Origin of the sequence: Aurantiacibacter flavus (assembly GCF_039710615.1) — a bacterium.
Classification (GTDB): Bacteria; Pseudomonadota; Alphaproteobacteria; order Sphingomonadales; family Sphingomonadaceae; genus Alteraurantiacibacter; species Alteraurantiacibacter flavus.
In genome coordinates, this window is the sequence record NZ_JBDLBR010000005.1 from 126,006 (window position 1) to 142,479 (window position 16,474).

Genomic DNA, 16,474 nt, shown 5'->3' on the forward strand with positions numbered 1-16,474 from the left:
CCTCAGGACGAACGGGCTATTTTGAGACTGGCGTGTTATCGCTGGCATAGCGCTCGGTGCGCGACACCGGCTCGGCCTTGCCCCACTCTGCCACCAGCGCATCGGCGGCCAGCAACTGCCCCATGAAGCGCTGATACGACGCATCGCGGCAGCCTTGGTTGTAGGCCAACTCCTCGGTGGTCGCGCCATGGGTCAGGCGCAGCGTGCCATAGAGATCGTCGGTGCGAAACATCTCGCAATCGAGCGGGTTCGGGGCCGAATCGGGCAGGTTTGCCAGCACGGCTTCAAGCTCGGCCATTTGCGCAGGGCCGACATCGAATTCGTGATAGCGCAGTTCGTAAGGGCCGACCGGTCCCGGCTGTCCGCTGTCGTTCACGCGCTCGTACCAGGTCCCTGCGCCGTCCCTTCCGACGATCCAACCTGAAACCACGCGCCCCCAGCTGTTGGTGTCGTAGGCAATGCGTTCGGCCGGAGCGTCGGCGGCGGGCGGGGTGGTCGCGCAGGCGCTCAGCATAAGCGCAGCCAGCAGGGCGAGCCGCATCACGCGCGATCTTCCAGCCATTGCAGCAGCGCGCCGAGACAATCGCGCGCCAGCAGGCGGCACCGCTCGGGGCTCCAGCCCTGCGCGGGATCGGGCAGGTCGTCGTTGTCCTTGAACGGCATTTCGAGCGTCATCGACACCGCGCCGAATCGCTCGGCGACCTGATTGGTGCTCATCGACAGGTTGGCGCGACCGGGGCGGGCCGCCGGATAGCCGAGCCGGCGCTGGAAATCGGGCGTGCGCCGGTCGAGCAACTCGCGATAACGCTCGTAGTCGGCGCCGAGCTTGTCGGTCCACGAGGGGATGCCCTCGAACCCGGCGATGAAGTTGGCGGGTATCGCCTCATCGCCGTGGACGTCCATCGCGAAGTCCACCCCGCTGGCGTCCATTGCATTGCGGATCGCGAGCACTTCGGGTGCGCGGTCGGCGGTCGGGTTCTCCCACTCGCGGTTGAGGTTCACGCCTGCCGCATTGGTGCGCAGGTGTCCGCGCGTGCTGCCATCGGGGTTGCAGTTGGGAACGACATGGAAGCGGCAAAGCTGGTGCAGCTTGCGCGCGATCGGGTCGGCCGGATCGGTCAGCAGGTCGAGCGCGCCTTCCATCCACCACTCGGCCATCGATTCGCCCGGGTGCTGGCGCGCATAAAGCCATACCTGAAAATCACCTTCGCCCATTTCGAGGCAATCGAGCGGACGCCCGTCAAGCGTGGTGCCGAGACGGACATGGCTCACGCCCTCGCTGGCGGCGGCTTCGGCCACGAGGTCGAAATGGCGTTCCAGTGAATAGGGCGCGAAATAGGCGAACCACACGAGATCGCTGGCAGGTGTATAGCGGATCGTCAGCGTGCCGTTCGCGGTGTCCTTGTCATAGGACGTGTCGGCCCGCCCCCAGAGCAGCCGATCTTCAGAAACGCAGGCGCGGTATCCGGGCCAGCCATCGGGATAGGCGCTTTCCTCGAGGTTTTCGATTCGCAGCACCAGCTCGCGCCCGGCGCAGCCCGAGACGCGAAAGTGGAACCACTGCGCAAACTCGCTTTGGTGGTCGCGCTTGATCGCGAGACGGGCCTCGGCGCTGTCGATGGCGAGCACCTCGATGTTGCCGCTGTCGAAGGCGGCATCAATATGAATGGTGGTCATGCTTATTCTACCTGGATGGTTTCGCTGGACGTTCCGGGGAAGTTGCTGAACAGCGCCGCGGCCAACCGAGCGGCGGCGGAATTCTGGTCAGCATAGTCGCTGTTGGCGCTGGCGGTCATCTGGGCGCGGCCTTCCCACAGGTTTTCGCCGCCAGCGGCCGGGCGAATCGCCACCGAAAGCTGGGTGTCGAGCCGTTCTGCCGCGCGTGGGGTGAGGTCGAGCCCGATGCCAAGCCCGACGCCTGAACCATAGCTGCCGACTGATGCGCCGCCGCCGACGCTCACCGGGCGGCGGCCCGCATCAGGATCGTTGACGAACTGGTCGAGCGAAACCTGTGCCACCTGTGCGCCGCCGGTGGCGCGGATGGTATAACCAAGGCCCGCCAGTTCGCGCTCCACCGCCGTGCGATAGACGGCCTCGTTGGGCGAGCGCTGAAGGCCCGGTCCGAAGTCCACCGAGATGGTGCCAGTGCCAAGTTGCGAAGGGGCCGAGCCGACGAACCGCGTCACCTCGACCGGCGACACATAGGCGGGCGCCGCGCAGGCTGCGAGCCCGGCGCAGGCGAGGAGGATTGTGTAACTTCTGCGGATCATGCTACATAAACCCTTCGTGCGAGCCCTTGTTCCGCTACTCGCTAGCAGGCTTGGGCTTGACTTTCACCGCTGTCGACCATATTTCGCGCGCCATAGATTTTGCGGCACCGGATCTCTGGTTTCCGGTGCCTTTTCATTTGGAAAGATCGCCATGAAGATTCGTAACAGCCTCAAGTCGCTGAAGGGCCGCCATCGCGATAACCGCGTGATTCGTCGCCGTGGCCGCACCTATGTGATCAACAAGACCAACCGTCGCTTCAAGGCCCGCCAAGGCTGATGCACGCCGAGCCGCGATTCGTTCGCGGTCGGCTGGTCCTCGATCGACCTGCAAGAGATGGCCTCCGCGCGAGCGGGGGCTTTTTCTATGTCTGATTCCCTGTCTCATTTGCCGGTTGCCCCTCCCGTCGCGGTCGTCTGGGACGTGGGCCGCGTGCTCTACCAGTGGGAGCTGCGGCATCTGTTCGCGCGCCTGATCGACGATCCCGAGGAACTGGACTGGTTTCTCGATCATGTCGTGACCGAGGAATGGCACTTCGAACACGATGCCGGGCGGCCACTGGCCGAGATGGTGCCCGAGCGGCAGGCGCAGTTTCCACGCCATGCCCCGCTGATTGCGGCCTATGCCGAGCGCTTTCTCGAATCGATTCCCGGCCCGGTTGAAGGCACCCATGCGCTGGTCGAGACGCTGGCGGCGCGTGGGGTCCCACAGTATGGCCTCACGAACTTCGGGGCCGAGTTCTGGGGCATGTTCCGTCCCACCGCGCCGATCTTCGATCTGATGCAGGATGTGGTGGTCTCTGGCCGAGAGCGCAGCGTAAAGCCCGATCCCGAGATCTATGCCTTGCTCGAAGGCCGCAGCGGGCACGCGGGGAGCGACCTCTTCTTCATCGACGACCGCGCCGATAACGTGGCTGCAGCCCGCGCACGAGGCTGGCACGCGCACCAGTTTGGCAATGCCGGCGCGCTCGAAGCCGAGCTGTCGGCGCACGGGCTGCTCTAGCGCCTCAGGCGTTACAGCGGGCCAGTTGCTCGTCCGCCAGCGGCTCTCCATCGACAGTGAAGCGGGTGATCGCGCCAGCCTTGCGCTTGAGCTCGTGGCAGATGCGCAAGGGGCGCGCTGTGCCGCGCGAGGCGACGCAGCTGGTGCCTTCGCAAGCCCAGGCCACACCGCCGGCGGCCATGCGCGTTGCGTCCATCGGGGTGGCTATCTCGGCCACGTAGAATGCGCCGGAGCCCTGCGGCTGCGCCATCAGCGCGGTCTGCGGCGCGGCGGCGAAGGCCAGGGTGAGGGCGGAAAGGGCGATCAGGTGGGCGCGACGTGTCATGACAGCTCCTGCTACTAAGTTGCGAATCGCTACCTATTGCAAAAGGTTGCATTACACAACGCAGTTATGACACAATTTGGGGTGCCTTAGCGATTGTGCTTATTTTGCAACGCGGCGGCGGATATAGGAGCCTCATGACACAGCTACGCGAACCCTTGAGCCTGATCAGTGAATGCGGGCTGCCCGCTGCGCTCGAGGTGATGGGGGAGCGCTGGTCGTTCCTGATCCTGCGCGCGGCCTTCAACGGCTTCGTTCACTTCGAGGACTTTTCAAGCGAGCTGGGCATTGCCCGCAATATCCTGTCGAACCGGCTGGCGCGGCTGGTCGATCACGGGGTGCTGGCGCGTGAGCGGTGCGAGCACGACAAGCGCAAGGTCGAATACCGGATGACCGACAAGGGGCGCGAGCTGCTCCCGGCTATGCTGGCGCTGCGAGACTGGGGGCTACGCCATAGCGAGAAGGTGGCGCCCAATCTGGTGCTGGTCGATGCGCGCGACCAGCAGCCGATCGCGCCGATCACGATCCGCGCGCACGATGATCGCGTGCTCGAATGGGGCGATCTGGCTTGGGCCGAGCCGGAGGATGTCGGCAAGCCCGCGGCAGAGGAATGCTGCTCCGAAAAGGCCTGAGAGGCTTGTCCCTGCTTTATACCAGGGCAGGCGTTTCGCGGGATGCAGCGGGCATCGGTAATGCGTTCGTCAGTTCCGGTTCCTCTCGGACCGAATGGCGATCCAGGCAATAAGTCCACTAACCACTGCTGCAAAGCCCATCCCGATCGCAATATGTGGCAGGAGCATTCCCATTACGTCGTTGGCGCTGCCTTCAGTCATCATGAGTATCAGGGGGCTGACAATAGCGAGCCATATGGGAGCCACAAACGCCTCGAATACCGTACCGCCCTGCCACAGTATCAAGATGATCAGCTGGAGGTAAACGCCTAGGATCGTCAGTGGTATGAAGGTGAGGCAAACAGGCAGACATCCGGCTCTCATTATTGGTGAGTCCTTGGGAGTTCGCGATGGTTCACGGCTAGGCGGCAAACCTTAACAGGCAGTGGTGGAAGGGGGCGTGGTTATGCCCGCGGGGCCGCGCGGCGATAGCTGAGCGCCTCGGCCACATGCACCCGCCCGACCTCTTCCGCTCGGGCAAGGTCGGCTACGGTGCGCGCCACGCGCAGCATCCGGGTATAGCCGCGCGCCGATAGCCGCATTGTTTCCGCGGCCTGCATCAAGAGCGCGCGCCCGGCCTCGTCGGGCGTGGCATGGCGTTCGAGCAGGTCGCCCTCCAACTCGGCATTGGCGCGGATCCCGCGTGCGAGCTGCACCTCGCGCGCCCGCGCCACCCGTGCGGCGACCTCGGCGCTGCCCTCGGCGGGCGGGGGCAGGGCGAGGTCCATCGCGCTCACCGCTTGCACCTCCACATGCAGGTCGATCCGGTCGAGCATCGGGCCGGACACCTTCGACTGATAGTCGGCCGCGCATTTCGGCGCGCGCGAGCAGGCCAGCGCCGGGTCGCCCAGATGGCCGCATCGACAAGGGTTCATCGCCGCGACCAGCTGCACCCGCGCCGGATAGCTGACATGGGCATTTGCCCGTGCGACATCGACCTTGCCGGTCTCCAGCGGCTGGCGCAGCGAATCGAGCACCGCGCGCTGGAATTCCGGCAGTTCGTCGAGGAACAGCACGCCAAGGTGCGCGAGGCTGACCTCGCCCGGCCGAACACGCAACCCGCCGCCGGTGAGGGCAGCCATCGAGGCCGAATGGTGCGGCGCGCGGAACGGGCGGGCGCGGCTGATGCGCCCGCCTTCGAGCAATCCGGCGACCGAGGCGACCATGCTCACCTCCAGCGCCTCGGTCGGGCTCAGCGGTGGAAGGATGCCGGGAAGGCACGAGGCAAGCAGGCTTTTGCCCGCACCGGGTGGCCCGTTCATCAGCAGGTTGTGCCCGCCCGCCGCCGCGATTTCGAGCGCGCGCTTGGCGCTTTCCTGGCCCTTCACTTGCCGTAGGTCAGGCCCGTGGTCGGGCTCTGCAATTTCGCCGACGGCGGGCTCTGGCAAGCGTTTGTCGCCGCGAAAATGGGCGAGCAGGCTCACCAGATCGGGCGCGGCGCAGATGTCGATCCCGCTTGCCCAGCGCGCTTCGGCCCCTTGCGCAGCGGGGCAGATTAGCCCCTTGTCCTGTTCGCTGGCATGAAGCGCGGCCAGCAGCACACCCGGCGAGGCGATAATCCGCCCGTCGAGCGCCAGTTCGCCCACGGCCACCCATTCGGCCAGATCCTCGGCATCGAGCACGCCCATTGCGCCGAGCAGGGCGAGTGCGATCGGCAGGTCGTAGTGGCTGCCTTCCTTGGGCAGGTCGGCGGGCGAGAGGTTAATGGTGATGCGTTTGGGCGGCAGCGACAGGCCCATCGCCGCCAGCGCGGACTGCACCCGTTCGCGGCTTTCGCCGACGGCCTTGTCCGCCAACCCGACAATTGAAAAACGCGGCAACCCGGCAGCAAGCTGGCATTGCACCTCGACGCTACGCGCCTCCAGCCCGAGATAGGCCACCGTCGATACCAGTGCGACCATTGTACCCCCTGTCCTCAGAGTGATAACGACAGATTCCGCGCTGTCGAGCCGATCATCGTTAACTCTCCGGTAACCTTTTCCTTTCGCAATGGGTAAGGATCATTGGAGGGAAACTGCGTAGCATGACTCGCTCGCTCCTTTCCGCGATCCTTGCCTTGGCAGCGCTATTTGGCGCATTGCCCGCGCGGGCTGAGAGCTGGACCGTGGTCTATGAGGAGGAATGGGTAGAACAGGTGCCCGCCAGCGCCTCGCGCTTCGTCTCGCCGTTGCAAGCGCAGGTCGAGCATGAGGCCGTGGCGTCCTATGGCCCGTTCCGCGTTATCGACGAGCATACCGCCGCGCTGGTCGGCACCACCGACAGCCGCTCGCCCGCCCAGCTGGCCGCGATGCTGGCCGCCTGGCCGCAGATCGAACGGCTCGATTTTGTCGAAGCGCCGGGCACAGTTGACGATCTTGCCAACTTGAAGATGGGCCGCCTGCTGCGAGCGCGCGGCATCTCCACCAGTGTGAGCTCAGGAGGCTCTGTGCGCTCGGGCGCGGTGGAGCTGTTTCTTGCCGGAGCCCGCCGCACGATTGCGCCGGGGGCCGAGTTCGCCGTCCACGGCTGGCTCGACTACGATGGACGCGGCGCAGAGGACTATCCGCCGGGCTCGCCCGAACACCAGCGCTACCTCGACTATTACACCGACATGGGCATGACCCGCGAAGAGGCCTCACGCTTCTATGCCATGACCAACTCGGTGCCGTTCGAGGATGCGCTGTGGCTCGACGGGGTGGAAATGGCGCGCTGGATGGGGCAGGAGGTCGTCGATCGTCCGGCAACGATGCTGGCCTCGGGTGATGTCCCGCATATTGTCTATCTTGACTTGGGGGCACTCGTTCAGTAAGCGCCCTTTCCATTGAGTGGCCGCCCCCGGAGCAATCAGGGCTTGGCGGCCCTTTTCTTTTCGTTTTTCGAGGTAAGTTACGATGAAGCGCACTTTCCAGCCGAGCAACCTAGTGCGTGCTCGCCGCCACGGTTTCTTCGCTCGCAAGGCCACTGTTGGTGGTCGCAAGGTTCTGCGCGCCCGCCGTCGTCGCGGTCGCAACAAGCTTAGCGCCTGATTCTTTTCGATCGCCCATCCGGGCGATCGTCCTCGGCGCCGCTCCCTTCGCTCCGCTTCGGGGCGCCTGCGGGCGGTCGGTCGACCTTGCGGGCCCGTTTGGGCCCGTTTTGGTTTGCGCTACCGATTCGTGACTCTTGATCGGGCGCACTCTATCTTTTCTGCCATGACCATTTCGGTCCTCACCCGCCGGGCGGATTTTCTTGCTGCCAACAGGGGGCTGCGCGTGGCGCGGCCCGGCTTTGTGCTGCTTGTCCGGCCCAATGGCGGCCCAGATGGCGGAAAGGGCAAGCGTTATGGCATCACCGTCACCAAGAAGATCGGTAATGCGGTGGTGCGGAATCGGATGAAGCGCCGCTTTCGCGAGCTGTTGCGCGCGGCTCTGCCCGAGCATGGACTGGCCGATCACGACCACGTGCTAATCGGCCGCGACGGCGGCGTGGAGCGCGATTTTGCGCAGCTTGGCGAGGAACTGGAGCAGGCGCTGGCGCGTGCCGCTGTGGGCAGGGGCGATCCGCCGCGCAGGCCGAGACAGGGCAATCGCGGCGGTGGCCGAGGGGGCCGCAAGTGAAGCGCTTCTTCATCCTTATCGCGCGTGGCTGGCAGCTCGGGCCCAGCCGGATTTTGCCGCCCAGCTGCCGCTTTCAGCCCTCGTGCAGCCAGTACGCGATCGAGGCGCTGGAGAAGCATGGTGCCTTGAGGGGTGGATGGCTGACGATTTCGCGGCTAATGCGCTGCCATCCCTGGGGTGGGCACGGCCACGATCCTGTGCCGTAATCCAGACATAGTGACGGAATTGACGAGACCTTGGACAATCAACGTAACCTAATTCTCGCCGTGGTGCTGAGCGCGGTCCTGCTGTTCGGCTGGGACTTCGCCATGCGCACCTACTCCCCCGAGCCGGTGGAAGATGTGCCCGCCAACATGGCTTCGCGCGAGGATGCGCCGCAGGCGCGGCTCGACGGCACGCCGGTGAGCGAGGTGGCCGTGCCCGTGAATCTGGACGAGGCGATTGCGGCACCTGACCGGATCGAAATCGAAGCGCCCGAGGTGGTCGGCTCGATCAACCCGGTCGGCGCGCGGATCGACGATATCGACCTCACCACCCACCGGCAGACGGTGGACAAGGATTCGGGCCCCGTCCGCCTGTTCGCGCCCGCCGGCACGCCGGGGCAGCAATATGCGCAGTTCCGCTGGCTGGGCGACGGGGTGAGCCTGCCCGATGCCGAAACTCGCTGGCAGGTGATCGAAGGCAACAAGCTGACGCAGGGCAGCCCGGTCACGCTCGGCTGGAACAACGGCGCCGGCCTCACTTTCCGCCAGAAGTTTGCGATCGACGATCATTACATGATCACCGTCACCCAGACGGTCGCCAACACCAGCGGCAGCACGCTTGCCCTGCGCCCCTATGCGATGATCGTGCGCACCGATGCCAATGCCAGCAAGGACACCTTCAACGTCCATTCCGGCCCGATCAGTGCGCATGACGATACGGTCGATTTCGGCACCAACTATGACGATGTGACCGAGGATGGCACCGTCTCGGTGGAAGGACGGAGCAACTGGGTCGGTTTCACCGACATCTACTGGATGAGCGCACTGATCCCCGATTCGGCACAGGCTGCGTCCAGCACTTTCCGCGCGCAAGGGACCGACCTGTTCCGCGCAGAGCTGCTCTATGCACCGGTCAACTTGCCCGCCGGTCAGCAGCTCTCGCGCACCACACGCCTGTTTGCCGGCGCCAAGGAAAGCGCCGTGCTCGACATGTATCAGGACCAGGGCGTGACCAAGTTCGGCCTCGCGATCGACTGGGGCTGGTTCCGTTTCATTGCCTGGCCGATCTGGCAGGTGCTGATCGCGCTGTTCGACCTCACCAAGAACTTCGGCGTGGCGATCATTTTCCTCACCGTGATCGTGCGCGGGATCATGTTCCCGATTGCGCAGAAGCAGTTCAAGTCGATGGCGCAGATGCGCGTCGTCCAGCCCAAGATGAAGGCGCTGCAGGAACGCTACAAGGATGACAAGGCCAAGCTGCAGGAGGAGATGGCCAAGCTCTACAAGGAGGAGAAGGTCAATCCGCTGGCCGGTTGTCTGCCAATCTTCCTGCAGATCCCGATCTTTTTTGCTCTGTACAAGACGCTGCTGCTCTCGATCGAAATGCGGCACGAGCCGTTTATGCTCTGGATCAAGGACTTGTCGGCGCCCGACCCGCTGCACTTCCTGAACCTGTTCGGGCTGCTCGACTTCACCCCGCCGGGCTTCCTCGCAATTGGCCCGCTGGCGCTGTTGCTTGGCTGCACGATGTACTTCCAGTTCAAGCTCAATCCGACTGCGATGGACCCGACGCAGCAGCAGATTTTCGCCTTCATGCCGTGGATCATGATGTTCGTGATGGCGCCGTTTGCGGCCGGCTTGCTGCTGTACTGGTGTACCTCGAACATCCTTACCATCGCGCAGCAGAAGTATCTCTATGCGAAGAACCCGCAGATGCGGGAAATGGCGGAAAGGGAAGCGGCAGCCAAGGCGGCCGAGCGCGAAAAGGCCAAAGGGTGACCCCGGAAGAACAAGACCTTGCCCGCGAGGCATCGAAGCTGTTTTCAGGCCGGGTGGATTTTCTGCTCAGCGCCCCGCAACTCAAGTTCCTGCCTGATGGCGATTTTCCCGAGATCGCCTTTTGCGGGCGTTCGAACGTGGGCAAGTCGTCGCTGCTGAACGCGTTGACGGGGCGGCGGGCGATTGCGCGCACCTCGGTGACGCCGGGGCGCACGCAGGAGCTGAACTTCTTCGAAGTGGGCGAGCCGACCCAGTTCCGACTGGTCGACATGCCCGGCTATGGCTTTGCCAAGGCCCCGGTGAAGGTGGTCGAGAAGTGGCGCGCGCTGGTGCGGACTTTTCTCAAGGGGCGTGCGGTGTTGAAGCGCACACTGGTGCTGGTCGACAGCCGCCACGGGCTGAAGGATGTCGACCGTGAGATGATGCGGATGCTCGACGAGACGGCGGTAGGCTATCGCATCGTGCTGACCAAGGCCGACAAGATCAAGGCGAGCGAGCTGGAAGCGGTGGCGAGCAAGGTTTCGGACGAGATGCGGCGGCATCCGGCCGCGCATCCACAGCTGCATCTGACGAGTTCGGAAAAAGGCTTGGGTCTGGACGAACTGCGCGCTGCCGTATTGGCGGACGTGCGCAGCTAAGAGGATTTGCGGGTCGTCAGGCACTGCGGGGCAGGTGCGCGTGCAAAAAAAAGGGGCGCCGAAGCGCCCCTTTTTCGAAACTTGAAACAAACCTTGGATTAGCCGGCTGCCCGGCCACCAAGGATGCGATCCCAAATGCTAGCGCCCATGATTAACTCCTTCGTTTAGCGAAGGCCTATATATCGTTAACCATAGGTGTTTGTAAAGTATTAACTATATTTACGCCGCTGACTGGGGTGCAAGTTTCTGGAATCGAATGACTTCCTGAAGGGGGGAAGGGCGCGCGATTCCGTAGCCCTGCGCCACCGGGCAGGCCGAATCGCGCAGCAGTTGCAAGGTCTGCTGGTCCTCGACTCCTTCGGCGACGACGGTGATTCCCAGCTCCTGGCCCAGACGAAGAATATGGACCACGATGCCCATTGCCTTGGGATCGCTTCCCATCCGGCTGATGAACAGGCGGTCGATCTTCAGTTCTGAGAAGGGCAGGTACATCAGCGCCTCGAGACTCGCTGCGCCCACGCCGAAATCGTCCATTGAGATCTTGGTGCCAAGCGCCTTGAGTTCGGCCAGGATCGCGGCTGCCCGACCGAGGTCGGCGATGCGATAGGTTTCGGTGATCTCCAGCACGAGCAGACGGGGATCGTAGCCGGTTTCGGCAAGTACATCGCGCACCATCCGCACAATCGAGCGTTCGTGCAGCAGCGTCGCGGAAATGTTCACCGCCACAGGAATCGGTCCGCAGTTACGGTGCAACTCCTGCCCCGCGCGGCAGCCCTCGATAAGGACATGTCGGGTGAGCTGGCTCATGCGGCCTGCGTTTTCGCACTGGCGAATGAACTGGTCCGGCGCAATGTGGCCGCGCGCCGGATCGTTCCAGCGCACCAGAGCCTCCACGCCTACCAACGCGCCAGACATCACACCGACCTTCGGCTGGAAGGCAAGATAGATTTCGCCGTTAGCCAAGGCCGTATCGATCCGGGCCTGGAGCGAGATGTTCCATATCAGATCGTCGTCGCTCGCAGCGTCAGATATGGCGATGGGCTCGAAGGTCTCGTTGGTCTTCTCGACCGCCGCAATCGCCGAAGCCAAGCGCCGCGCCACATTGGGGCTGGCCGTAACATCGACGCCGAAGGTGATGCCGACGTCGATCGCGTTGTCGCCGACCATCAACGGCGAGGCAAACAACGCGCGCAAGCCGTCGAGGTGATCGCGCAGCAGCGTGGGCTCTTTCTCCGCCATCGTCCACGCGATGAGGTTGCCTTGGCCGAGATAGAGCGTTGTATCCTGTGTTGCGGCCTTGAGCCGGGCGATGATGCGCAGGATATATTCGGCATGCAGTTCGCTCGGGAGCGTGCGCCGCACTTCGTCGAAACGGTGGACTTTGGCGACCACGATGGCGGGGACCGATTCCGAAACCGACTTGTCCGCCTCCAGAGCCGCAAAGGTGGGCAGGTTCGTGTCGGCATCGACCAATGTGAAGCTCTGCTTCCAGAGGGCGCGCGCGCGGAATGTCGCAAAGACTACAAGAAGGGTGAGGACGCTTGCTCCGCTCATACGAATGGCAAACTGTGCGGCTATCAGGAAAGCTAGCGGCAAGGCTAGAACCGCTGCTCCGTAGCCGATGTAGCGCCACCGTCTCGGGGTGATCAGTACCAAGATTGCCAGCAGCAGGGCAAACACGAGCAAAGTTTCCAAGCCATCGACCTGAACGGTGTGCCCAGCCAAAAGGGTTTCCGCCGCGTAGATGTCGACCAGAGAGGGAGGCACCACTAGCGAACCTGGCAAGTTCACCGGTACGTTGTCGGTCGGGTTGATGGCTCCAATTATGACTTTTTTGCCAGCGAGGAGATCGAGTTTTTCCGGTTGGTCGAGCAGTGTCTCAAAACGATAGTTCGGGATCGTGCGCTGGTCGAAAAAATAGCTGATCCAGAACTTATCGGGAAGGAACTTTCCCTTGTCGGCAAGGCGCGCGGCAAGGTCTCCTCCGGCAGGTATGCTAACTTGTTCTTCCGGAGCTGCCTGCTGCTCGAGCAAGTACTTGATCGGATAGGATATCCACACGACATCGAAGATGAAATCGGTCCAGGCGACCGTGCCCACTTCGTCCACACCGTAAGCGACAGCGGATACGCTCGAAGTCAGGCCGGTGGATCCGTCGATTTTCGGTTTTGCTTTGCTCACCAGAGCAGCTCGCCCATTGGTGGCGAGCAGCGCTTCGCGCAAGGCGGCATCGCTGCCGGCCGCAGAGGCCCGGTCGAACACCATGTCGACGTAAATTTCCTTGGCTCCGGCGCGATCGACCGCCCTGATGAAACGAGCGAGGTCTTCGCGTCGTCGTGGGGAGGCCGGATCGGTCAGATCCTGTTGGGCCCCGACAAAGGCAATGTCTCCGGAAACCTGTTCCTTGGAAAAGCTGTCGAGCCGATATTGCGCGATCTGGCCGAATTGATCCAGCGGAACCAGCAGGGTGGAAAATTGCAGGATCAACGCGATCAGTCCGGCCCAGACAAGATGTCTCAGCCGCTCTCTGTACCCTTGTTTGGGCTTTGTTCTCGCGTTCGTTCTGACCACCCGTTTACCTTCTGGCGTGCACACCTTCGGTTTTCCGGGCTCTGTCATGACAGGCTGTGGTTAAGAATGTCTGATGGTAAGCTTCGAGTAACTATGGGGCTTCCCGTATTTGCGCGGTTTTTCCATTCTTCGTTCATGCTCGACAGCTCGATTCTGAACGACTAGCAGGGCGCAAGGCAACAGGGGCCACGTGCGACAGATGAAGCTCATTATCGGCAACAAGAACTATTCGAGCTGGTCGCTGCGCGGCTGGCTCGCGGCCAAGCAAAGCGGGCTCGCCTTCGATGAGCTTACCGTGGCGCTTTATGGCGAGGAGTGGGAGGCGACCAAGCGCGAGCAGGGCGAGTTCCAGCCTTCTGGCGGGAAGGTGCCGCTGCTGTGGGATGGCGATGTCGTGGTGTGGGACAGCCTCGCCATCCTCGAATACCTCGCCGACAAGGTCGGGCGCGACCGTTTCTGGCCAAAGGCCGATGAGCCGCGCGCCATGGCCCGCGCAACGGTGGCCGAGATGCACAGCTCCTACTTCGCGCTGCGCCACCAGTGCCCGATGAACCTGCGCGCGCGGGCGAAGGTCAAGCTGACCGAAGACCTGCAGCGCGACATCGTGCGCATTCTGAGCCTTTGGGCGGAGGCGCGCGCCCGGTTCGGCAGGGGCGGGCCGTTCCTGTTCGGTACCTTCAGCGCCGCCGATATCTTCTATGCCCCGGTTGTCTGCCGTTTCCGGACCTACGGCATCACGGTCCCCGGCTTTGCAAAGGCCTATATGGATGCGATCTGGGAGCATGCCTGGATGCAGGAATGGGTGGCCGCCGCCGAAGCCGAGGAGTGGACCATCTCCGCCTTCGATGTGGGTGCCACCGCATGACCTCAGATCCCGTAGTCCTGACGCGAGCGCTGCTCGCCGCCCCCAGTGTGACCCCTGCGCGTGGGGAAGTGTTCGACGTGCTGGAGGCGATGCTCGTGCCGCTCGGCTTCACGGTCGAGCGGTTCCTCCGCGGTGAAGGCGAGGAGGGCAGCGACGAGGAGCCGGTCGAGAACCTGTTCGCGATCCGCCAAGGCCCCGTGGGAAGCAAGCATTTCGCCTTTGCGGGGCATGTCGACGTGGTGCCGCCGGGTGAGGGCTGGAGCTGCGATCCGTTCGAACCCGAGCTGCGGCAGGTTCCGGGCGGCGAGCTGCTGTATGGGCGCGGCGCGGTCGACATGAAGGGCGCGGTCGCCTGTTTCATCGCCGCGCTGGCGGAGATTCCCGCCGAGGCGGGCACGGTGAGCCTCATCATCACCGGCGACGAGGAAGGCCCTGCGCTCCACGGCACTCGCGCGCTGATCGACCACATGCGCGCCCGCGACACGATCCCAGACCTGATCCTCGTCGGCGAGCCGACCAGCGTGAACCGGCTCGGCGACATGATGAAGATCGGTCGGCGCGGATCGGTCAACATCTGGCTCGAGGTCGAGGGCGCGCAGGGGCACGTCGCCTATCCGCATCTGGCCGACAACCCGCTGCCGAAACTCGTCGCCATGCTGACGGACCTCGATGCGCTCAAGCTCGACGAGGGGACCGACTGGTTCCAGCCAAGCAACCTCGAGATCACCGAGATCAACGTGCCCAACAAGGCGCACAACGTGATCCCCGGCAAGGCCTCAGCACGCATCTCGATCCGCTTCAACGACCTGCACACGGGCGCGTCGCTCAGCGAAAAGGTCTGCGCCATCGCCGATCGGCACGGCGGCACGGTGCGCCCCGTGATCTCGGGCGAGAGCTTCCTCACCCCGCCGGGAGCTTTCTCCGAGCTGATGGCTAAGGCAATCGAGGCCGAGACCGGAATCGTGCCCGAAGCCTCCACCAGCGGGGGAACGTCCGACGCGCGCTTCCTCAAGGACCTGGCGCCAGTGATCGAATTCGGCCTCGTCAACGCGACGATGCACAAAACAGATGAGGCAGTAGCGGTTGACGACCTGCACACATTGACCGCAATCTACCGCAGAATTCTCACCTCCGCCCTCAATTCCTAGGAGATTCGTGCATGCGCTTCTGGTTCGCCACCCCGCTCTGGCAGCGCGTGATTGCCGCCCTCGTGCTCGGCATTCTCGTCGGCTACTTGTGGGGACCGGGGGCGGAAGCCATCAAATGGATCGGTGATCTGTTTATCGCCGCAATCAAAATGCTGGTGGTGCCGCTGATCTTCTTCAGTCTGGTTTCCGGCGTTGCCTCGATTGGCGATCTGAGGAAGCTGGGAGCAGTCGGCGGGCGCGCGGTGCTGCTGTTCGTCATTACCGGGCAGATCGCGGTTTGGCTGGGGCTGGGCCTCGGCACACTCTTTCAGCCGGGCGCGGGGCTCGACACCTCGACCATCGATGTTGGCGAGGTGCCGCAAAGCAATTTCACCGGCTGGACCGACATGATCGTGGCCACCGTACCCGCCAGCCCGGTGCAGGTCATGGCCGATGGTGCGGTCTTGCCGCTGATCGTGTTCTCGCTGTTGATCGGCATCGGTATCCTTATGGCGAAGGACGAGGGCACGCCGGTCGCGCGGGTGTTCGATTCGGGCTCGGTGGTCATGCAGAAGGTGACCGCCATCGTGATGGAGCTGACCCCGTTCGGCGTTTTCGCGCTGATCGCCTGGGTGACCGGTACGCTCGGCATTCCGGCGCTGCTGGCGTTGGGGCAGGTGGTCGCGCTCAATTATCTCGGCTGCTTCCTGATGATCGGCCTCGTCTATGTCGCCATGCTCAAGTTCCTGGCGCGGGTGCCGGTGGTCGCGTTCTTCCGCGGCATGGTTGATGCCTTGGCCGTGTCGTTCTCCACCGCCTCGTCGAGTGCGACGCTGCCCGTCACCCTGCGCTGCCTCGAGCGAAACATCGGAGTGGGGCGCAGCGTATCGAGCTTCACTGCCTCACTGGGCGCGACGATCAACATGGACGGCACGGCGATGTATCTGGGCCTTGCGACTCTGTTTGGCGCGCAGATTTTCGGGATCGAGCTTGGCTTCAGCGACTACATCATCATCGCGGTGACTGCGACGCTTGGCTCAATCGGCGCGGCGGGCATTCCAGGCACCGGGCTGATAATGATGACGCTGGTGATGGGCAGCGTGGGCGTGCCGCTCGAAACCATTGCCTTCGTGGCGGGCGCGGACCGGATCATGGACATGATGCGCACCACCACCAACGTCACATCCGATGCGACCATCGCCACCACGGTGGCCGCAATGACCGGCGCGCTCGATCGCGAGGAGCTGGTGAGCGCGGACGATGTCTAGCGACTTGTGCGAGGGCTACGAAGTTCTGGTGTTTTTCTAAAGCAATCATTGTAGGTCACTAGGAAAACCCGGCTGGCGTCCGTAAAGCCGTGCGACTTACTTACGAACACTTAGGGTCTGCGAATGGTAAATAACGTTGATAGCTGCAAGGACGCGGCACTTTACACTCTGCCGCGAGATATATC

General features: G+C 63.5%; 18 protein-coding genes. 12 read left to right on the forward strand and 6 right to left on the reverse strand.

Annotated elements, in window-relative coordinates; genetic code table 11:
* Positions 1-16: 16 nt before the first annotated feature.
* Genes ABDJ38_RS14245 through ABDJ38_RS14255 form a run of 3 tightly spaced genes read right to left on the reverse strand, consistent with a single transcriptional unit; the run spans position 17 to position 2,270 of the window.
* Positions 17-562, reverse strand: coding sequence for a hypothetical protein (locus tag ABDJ38_RS14245; protein ID WP_346785796.1), 546 nt, complete (start codon positions 560-562; stop codon positions 17-19).
* Complete coding sequence (locus ABDJ38_RS14250) at positions 541-1,677, reverse strand: M14 family metallopeptidase (protein WP_346785797.1); 1,137 nt, start codon at positions 1,675-1,677, stop codon at positions 541-543. The genes ABDJ38_RS14245 and ABDJ38_RS14250 overlap by 22 nt, the downstream gene beginning before the upstream one ends.
* A gap of 2 nt (positions 1,678-1,679) precedes the next feature.
* Positions 1,680-2,270 carry a DUF4136 domain-containing protein gene (locus ABDJ38_RS14255; RefSeq protein ID WP_346785798.1) on the reverse strand — a complete coding sequence of 197 codons (591 nt, stop codon included), beginning with the start codon at positions 2,268-2,270 and terminating at the stop codon, positions 1,680-1,682.
* Between the two features lie 151 nt (positions 2,271-2,421).
* On the opposite strand from ABDJ38_RS14255, the gene ykgO reads away from it, so the two are divergent.
* The gene (ykgO, locus tag ABDJ38_RS14260) at positions 2,422-2,547 is read left to right on the forward strand and encodes a type B 50S ribosomal protein L36 (protein ID WP_004210176.1); all 126 of its coding nucleotides are present in this window, start codon (positions 2,422-2,424) and stop codon (positions 2,545-2,547) included.
* A gap of 87 nt (positions 2,548-2,634) precedes the next feature.
* A complete protein-coding gene (locus ABDJ38_RS14265; RefSeq protein ID WP_346785799.1) occupies positions 2,635-3,270 on the forward strand; it encodes an HAD-IA family hydrolase in 636 nt (211 codons plus the stop codon).
* 4 nt (positions 3,271-3,274) lie between these two features.
* Here the strand turns inward: ABDJ38_RS14265 and ABDJ38_RS14270 are convergent, their stop codons facing one another.
* Positions 3,275-3,595 carry a CC_3452 family protein gene (locus ABDJ38_RS14270; protein ID WP_346785800.1) on the reverse strand — a complete coding sequence of 107 codons (321 nt, stop codon included), beginning with the start codon at positions 3,593-3,595 and terminating at the stop codon, positions 3,275-3,277.
* A gap of 134 nt (positions 3,596-3,729) precedes the next feature.
* Here ABDJ38_RS14270 and ABDJ38_RS14275 point away from each other — a divergent pair, with 134 nt between their 5' ends.
* On the forward strand, positions 3,730-4,224 hold the full coding sequence (locus ABDJ38_RS14275) for a winged helix-turn-helix transcriptional regulator (protein WP_346785801.1): 495 nt from the start codon (positions 3,730-3,732) through the stop codon (positions 4,222-4,224).
* A gap of 443 nt (positions 4,225-4,667) precedes the next feature.
* Here ABDJ38_RS14275 and ABDJ38_RS14280 read toward each other — a convergent pair whose 3' ends face one another.
* The gene (locus ABDJ38_RS14280) at positions 4,668-6,164 is read right to left on the reverse strand and encodes a YifB family Mg chelatase-like AAA ATPase (protein WP_346785802.1); all 1,497 of its coding nucleotides are present in this window, start codon (positions 6,162-6,164) and stop codon (positions 4,668-4,670) included.
* 122 nt (positions 6,165-6,286) lie between these two features.
* Here ABDJ38_RS14280 and ABDJ38_RS14285 point away from each other — a divergent pair, with 122 nt between their 5' ends.
* The 6 genes from ABDJ38_RS14285 to yihA all read left to right on the forward strand — a co-directional run bounded on the left by ABDJ38_RS14285 (position 6,287) and on the right by yihA (position 10,458).
* Positions 6,287-7,051 carry an alpha/beta hydrolase gene (locus tag ABDJ38_RS14285; protein WP_346785803.1) on the forward strand — a complete coding sequence of 255 codons (765 nt, stop codon included), beginning with the start codon at positions 6,287-6,289 and terminating at the stop codon, positions 7,049-7,051.
* Between the two features lie 82 nt (positions 7,052-7,133).
* Positions 7,134-7,268 (forward strand): 50S ribosomal protein L34, encoded by a 135-nt coding sequence (gene rpmH / locus ABDJ38_RS14290; protein WP_119591263.1) that lies wholly within the window; start codon positions 7,134-7,136, stop codon positions 7,266-7,268.
* A gap of 165 nt (positions 7,269-7,433) precedes the next feature.
* Positions 7,434-7,838 (forward strand): ribonuclease P protein component, encoded by a 405-nt coding sequence (rnpA, locus tag ABDJ38_RS14295; RefSeq protein WP_346785804.1) that lies wholly within the window; start codon positions 7,434-7,436, stop codon positions 7,836-7,838.
* Positions 7,835-8,044 carry a membrane protein insertion efficiency factor YidD gene (gene yidD, locus ABDJ38_RS14300; protein ID WP_346785805.1) on the forward strand — a complete coding sequence of 70 codons (210 nt, stop codon included), beginning with the start codon at positions 7,835-7,837 and terminating at the stop codon, positions 8,042-8,044. Before rnpA ends, yidD begins: the two co-directional genes overlap by 4 nt.
* A gap of 30 nt (positions 8,045-8,074) precedes the next feature.
* Complete coding sequence (yidC, locus tag ABDJ38_RS14305) at positions 8,075-9,820, forward strand: membrane protein insertase YidC (protein ID WP_346785806.1); 1,746 nt, start codon at positions 8,075-8,077, stop codon at positions 9,818-9,820.
* Entirely contained in the window at positions 9,817-10,458 is a 642-nt protein-coding gene (yihA, locus tag ABDJ38_RS14310) for a ribosome biogenesis GTP-binding protein YihA/YsxC (RefSeq protein ID WP_346785807.1), read from the forward strand. The genes yidC and yihA overlap by 4 nt, the downstream gene beginning before the upstream one ends.
* Before the next feature lie 219 nt (positions 10,459-10,677).
* On the opposite strand, the gene ABDJ38_RS14315 is transcribed toward yihA, so the two are convergent.
* Positions 10,678-12,945, reverse strand: a complete 2,268-nt coding sequence (locus ABDJ38_RS14315; protein WP_346785808.1) for an EAL domain-containing protein — start codon at positions 12,943-12,945, stop codon at positions 10,678-10,680.
* Positions 12,946-13,228: 283 nt separating this feature from the next.
* Between ABDJ38_RS14315 and ABDJ38_RS14320 the strand changes: the two genes are divergently transcribed.
* From ABDJ38_RS14320 to ABDJ38_RS14330, 3 genes are read left to right on the forward strand one after another with little or no spacing between them, the layout of a single operon-like run.
* Entirely contained in the window at positions 13,229-13,894 is a 666-nt protein-coding gene (locus ABDJ38_RS14320; protein ID WP_346785809.1) for a glutathione S-transferase family protein, read from the forward strand.
* Positions 13,891-15,042: a succinyl-diaminopimelate desuccinylase gene (gene dapE / locus ABDJ38_RS14325; protein ID WP_346785810.1), complete on the forward strand. Its 1,152-nt coding sequence runs from the start codon at positions 13,891-13,893 to the stop codon at positions 15,040-15,042. The genes ABDJ38_RS14320 and dapE overlap by 4 nt, the downstream gene beginning before the upstream one ends.
* An 11-nt stretch (positions 15,043-15,053) precedes the next feature.
* Positions 15,054-16,289 (forward strand): dicarboxylate/amino acid:cation symporter, encoded by a 1,236-nt coding sequence (locus ABDJ38_RS14330; RefSeq protein WP_346785811.1) that lies wholly within the window; start codon positions 15,054-15,056, stop codon positions 16,287-16,289.
* The last annotated feature ends 185 nt before the right edge of the window (positions 16,290-16,474 follow it).

Bases quoted from the DNA above. Each gene is read 5' to 3' on its own strand.
- ABDJ38_RS14245 (WP_346785796.1), bottom strand. From the start codon at position 562: ATGGCTGGAAGATCGCGCGTGATGCGGCTCGCCCTGCTGGCTGCGCTT.
- ABDJ38_RS14250 (WP_346785797.1), bottom strand. From the start codon at position 1,677: ATGACCACCATTCATATTGATGCCGCCTTCGACAGCGGCAACATCGAG.
- ABDJ38_RS14255 (WP_346785798.1), bottom strand. From the start codon at position 2,270: ATGATCCGCAGAAGTTACACAATCCTCCTCGCCTGCGCCGGGCTCGCA.
- ykgO (WP_004210176.1), top strand. From the start codon at position 2,422: ATGAAGATTCGTAACAGCCTCAAGTCGCTGAAGGGCCGCCATCGCGAT.
- ABDJ38_RS14265 (WP_346785799.1), top strand. From the start codon at position 2,635: ATGTCTGATTCCCTGTCTCATTTGCCGGTTGCCCCTCCCGTCGCGGTC.
- ABDJ38_RS14270 (WP_346785800.1), bottom strand. From the start codon at position 3,595: ATGACACGTCGCGCCCACCTGATCGCCCTTTCCGCCCTCACCCTGGCC.
- ABDJ38_RS14275 (WP_346785801.1), top strand. From the start codon at position 3,730: ATGACACAGCTACGCGAACCCTTGAGCCTGATCAGTGAATGCGGGCTG.
- ABDJ38_RS14280 (WP_346785802.1), bottom strand. From the start codon at position 6,164: ATGGTCGCACTGGTATCGACGGTGGCCTATCTCGGGCTGGAGGCGCGT.
- ABDJ38_RS14285 (WP_346785803.1), top strand. From the start codon at position 6,287: ATGACTCGCTCGCTCCTTTCCGCGATCCTTGCCTTGGCAGCGCTATTT.
- rpmH (WP_119591263.1), top strand. From the start codon at position 7,134: ATGAAGCGCACTTTCCAGCCGAGCAACCTAGTGCGTGCTCGCCGCCAC.
- rnpA (WP_346785804.1), top strand. From the start codon at position 7,434: ATGACCATTTCGGTCCTCACCCGCCGGGCGGATTTTCTTGCTGCCAAC.
- ABDJ38_RS14320 (WP_346785809.1), top strand. From the start codon at position 13,229: ATGAAGCTCATTATCGGCAACAAGAACTATTCGAGCTGGTCGCTGCGC.
- dapE (WP_346785810.1), top strand. From the start codon at position 13,891: ATGACCTCAGATCCCGTAGTCCTGACGCGAGCGCTGCTCGCCGCCCCC.
- ABDJ38_RS14330 (WP_346785811.1), top strand. From the start codon at position 15,054: ATGCGCTTCTGGTTCGCCACCCCGCTCTGGCAGCGCGTGATTGCCGCC.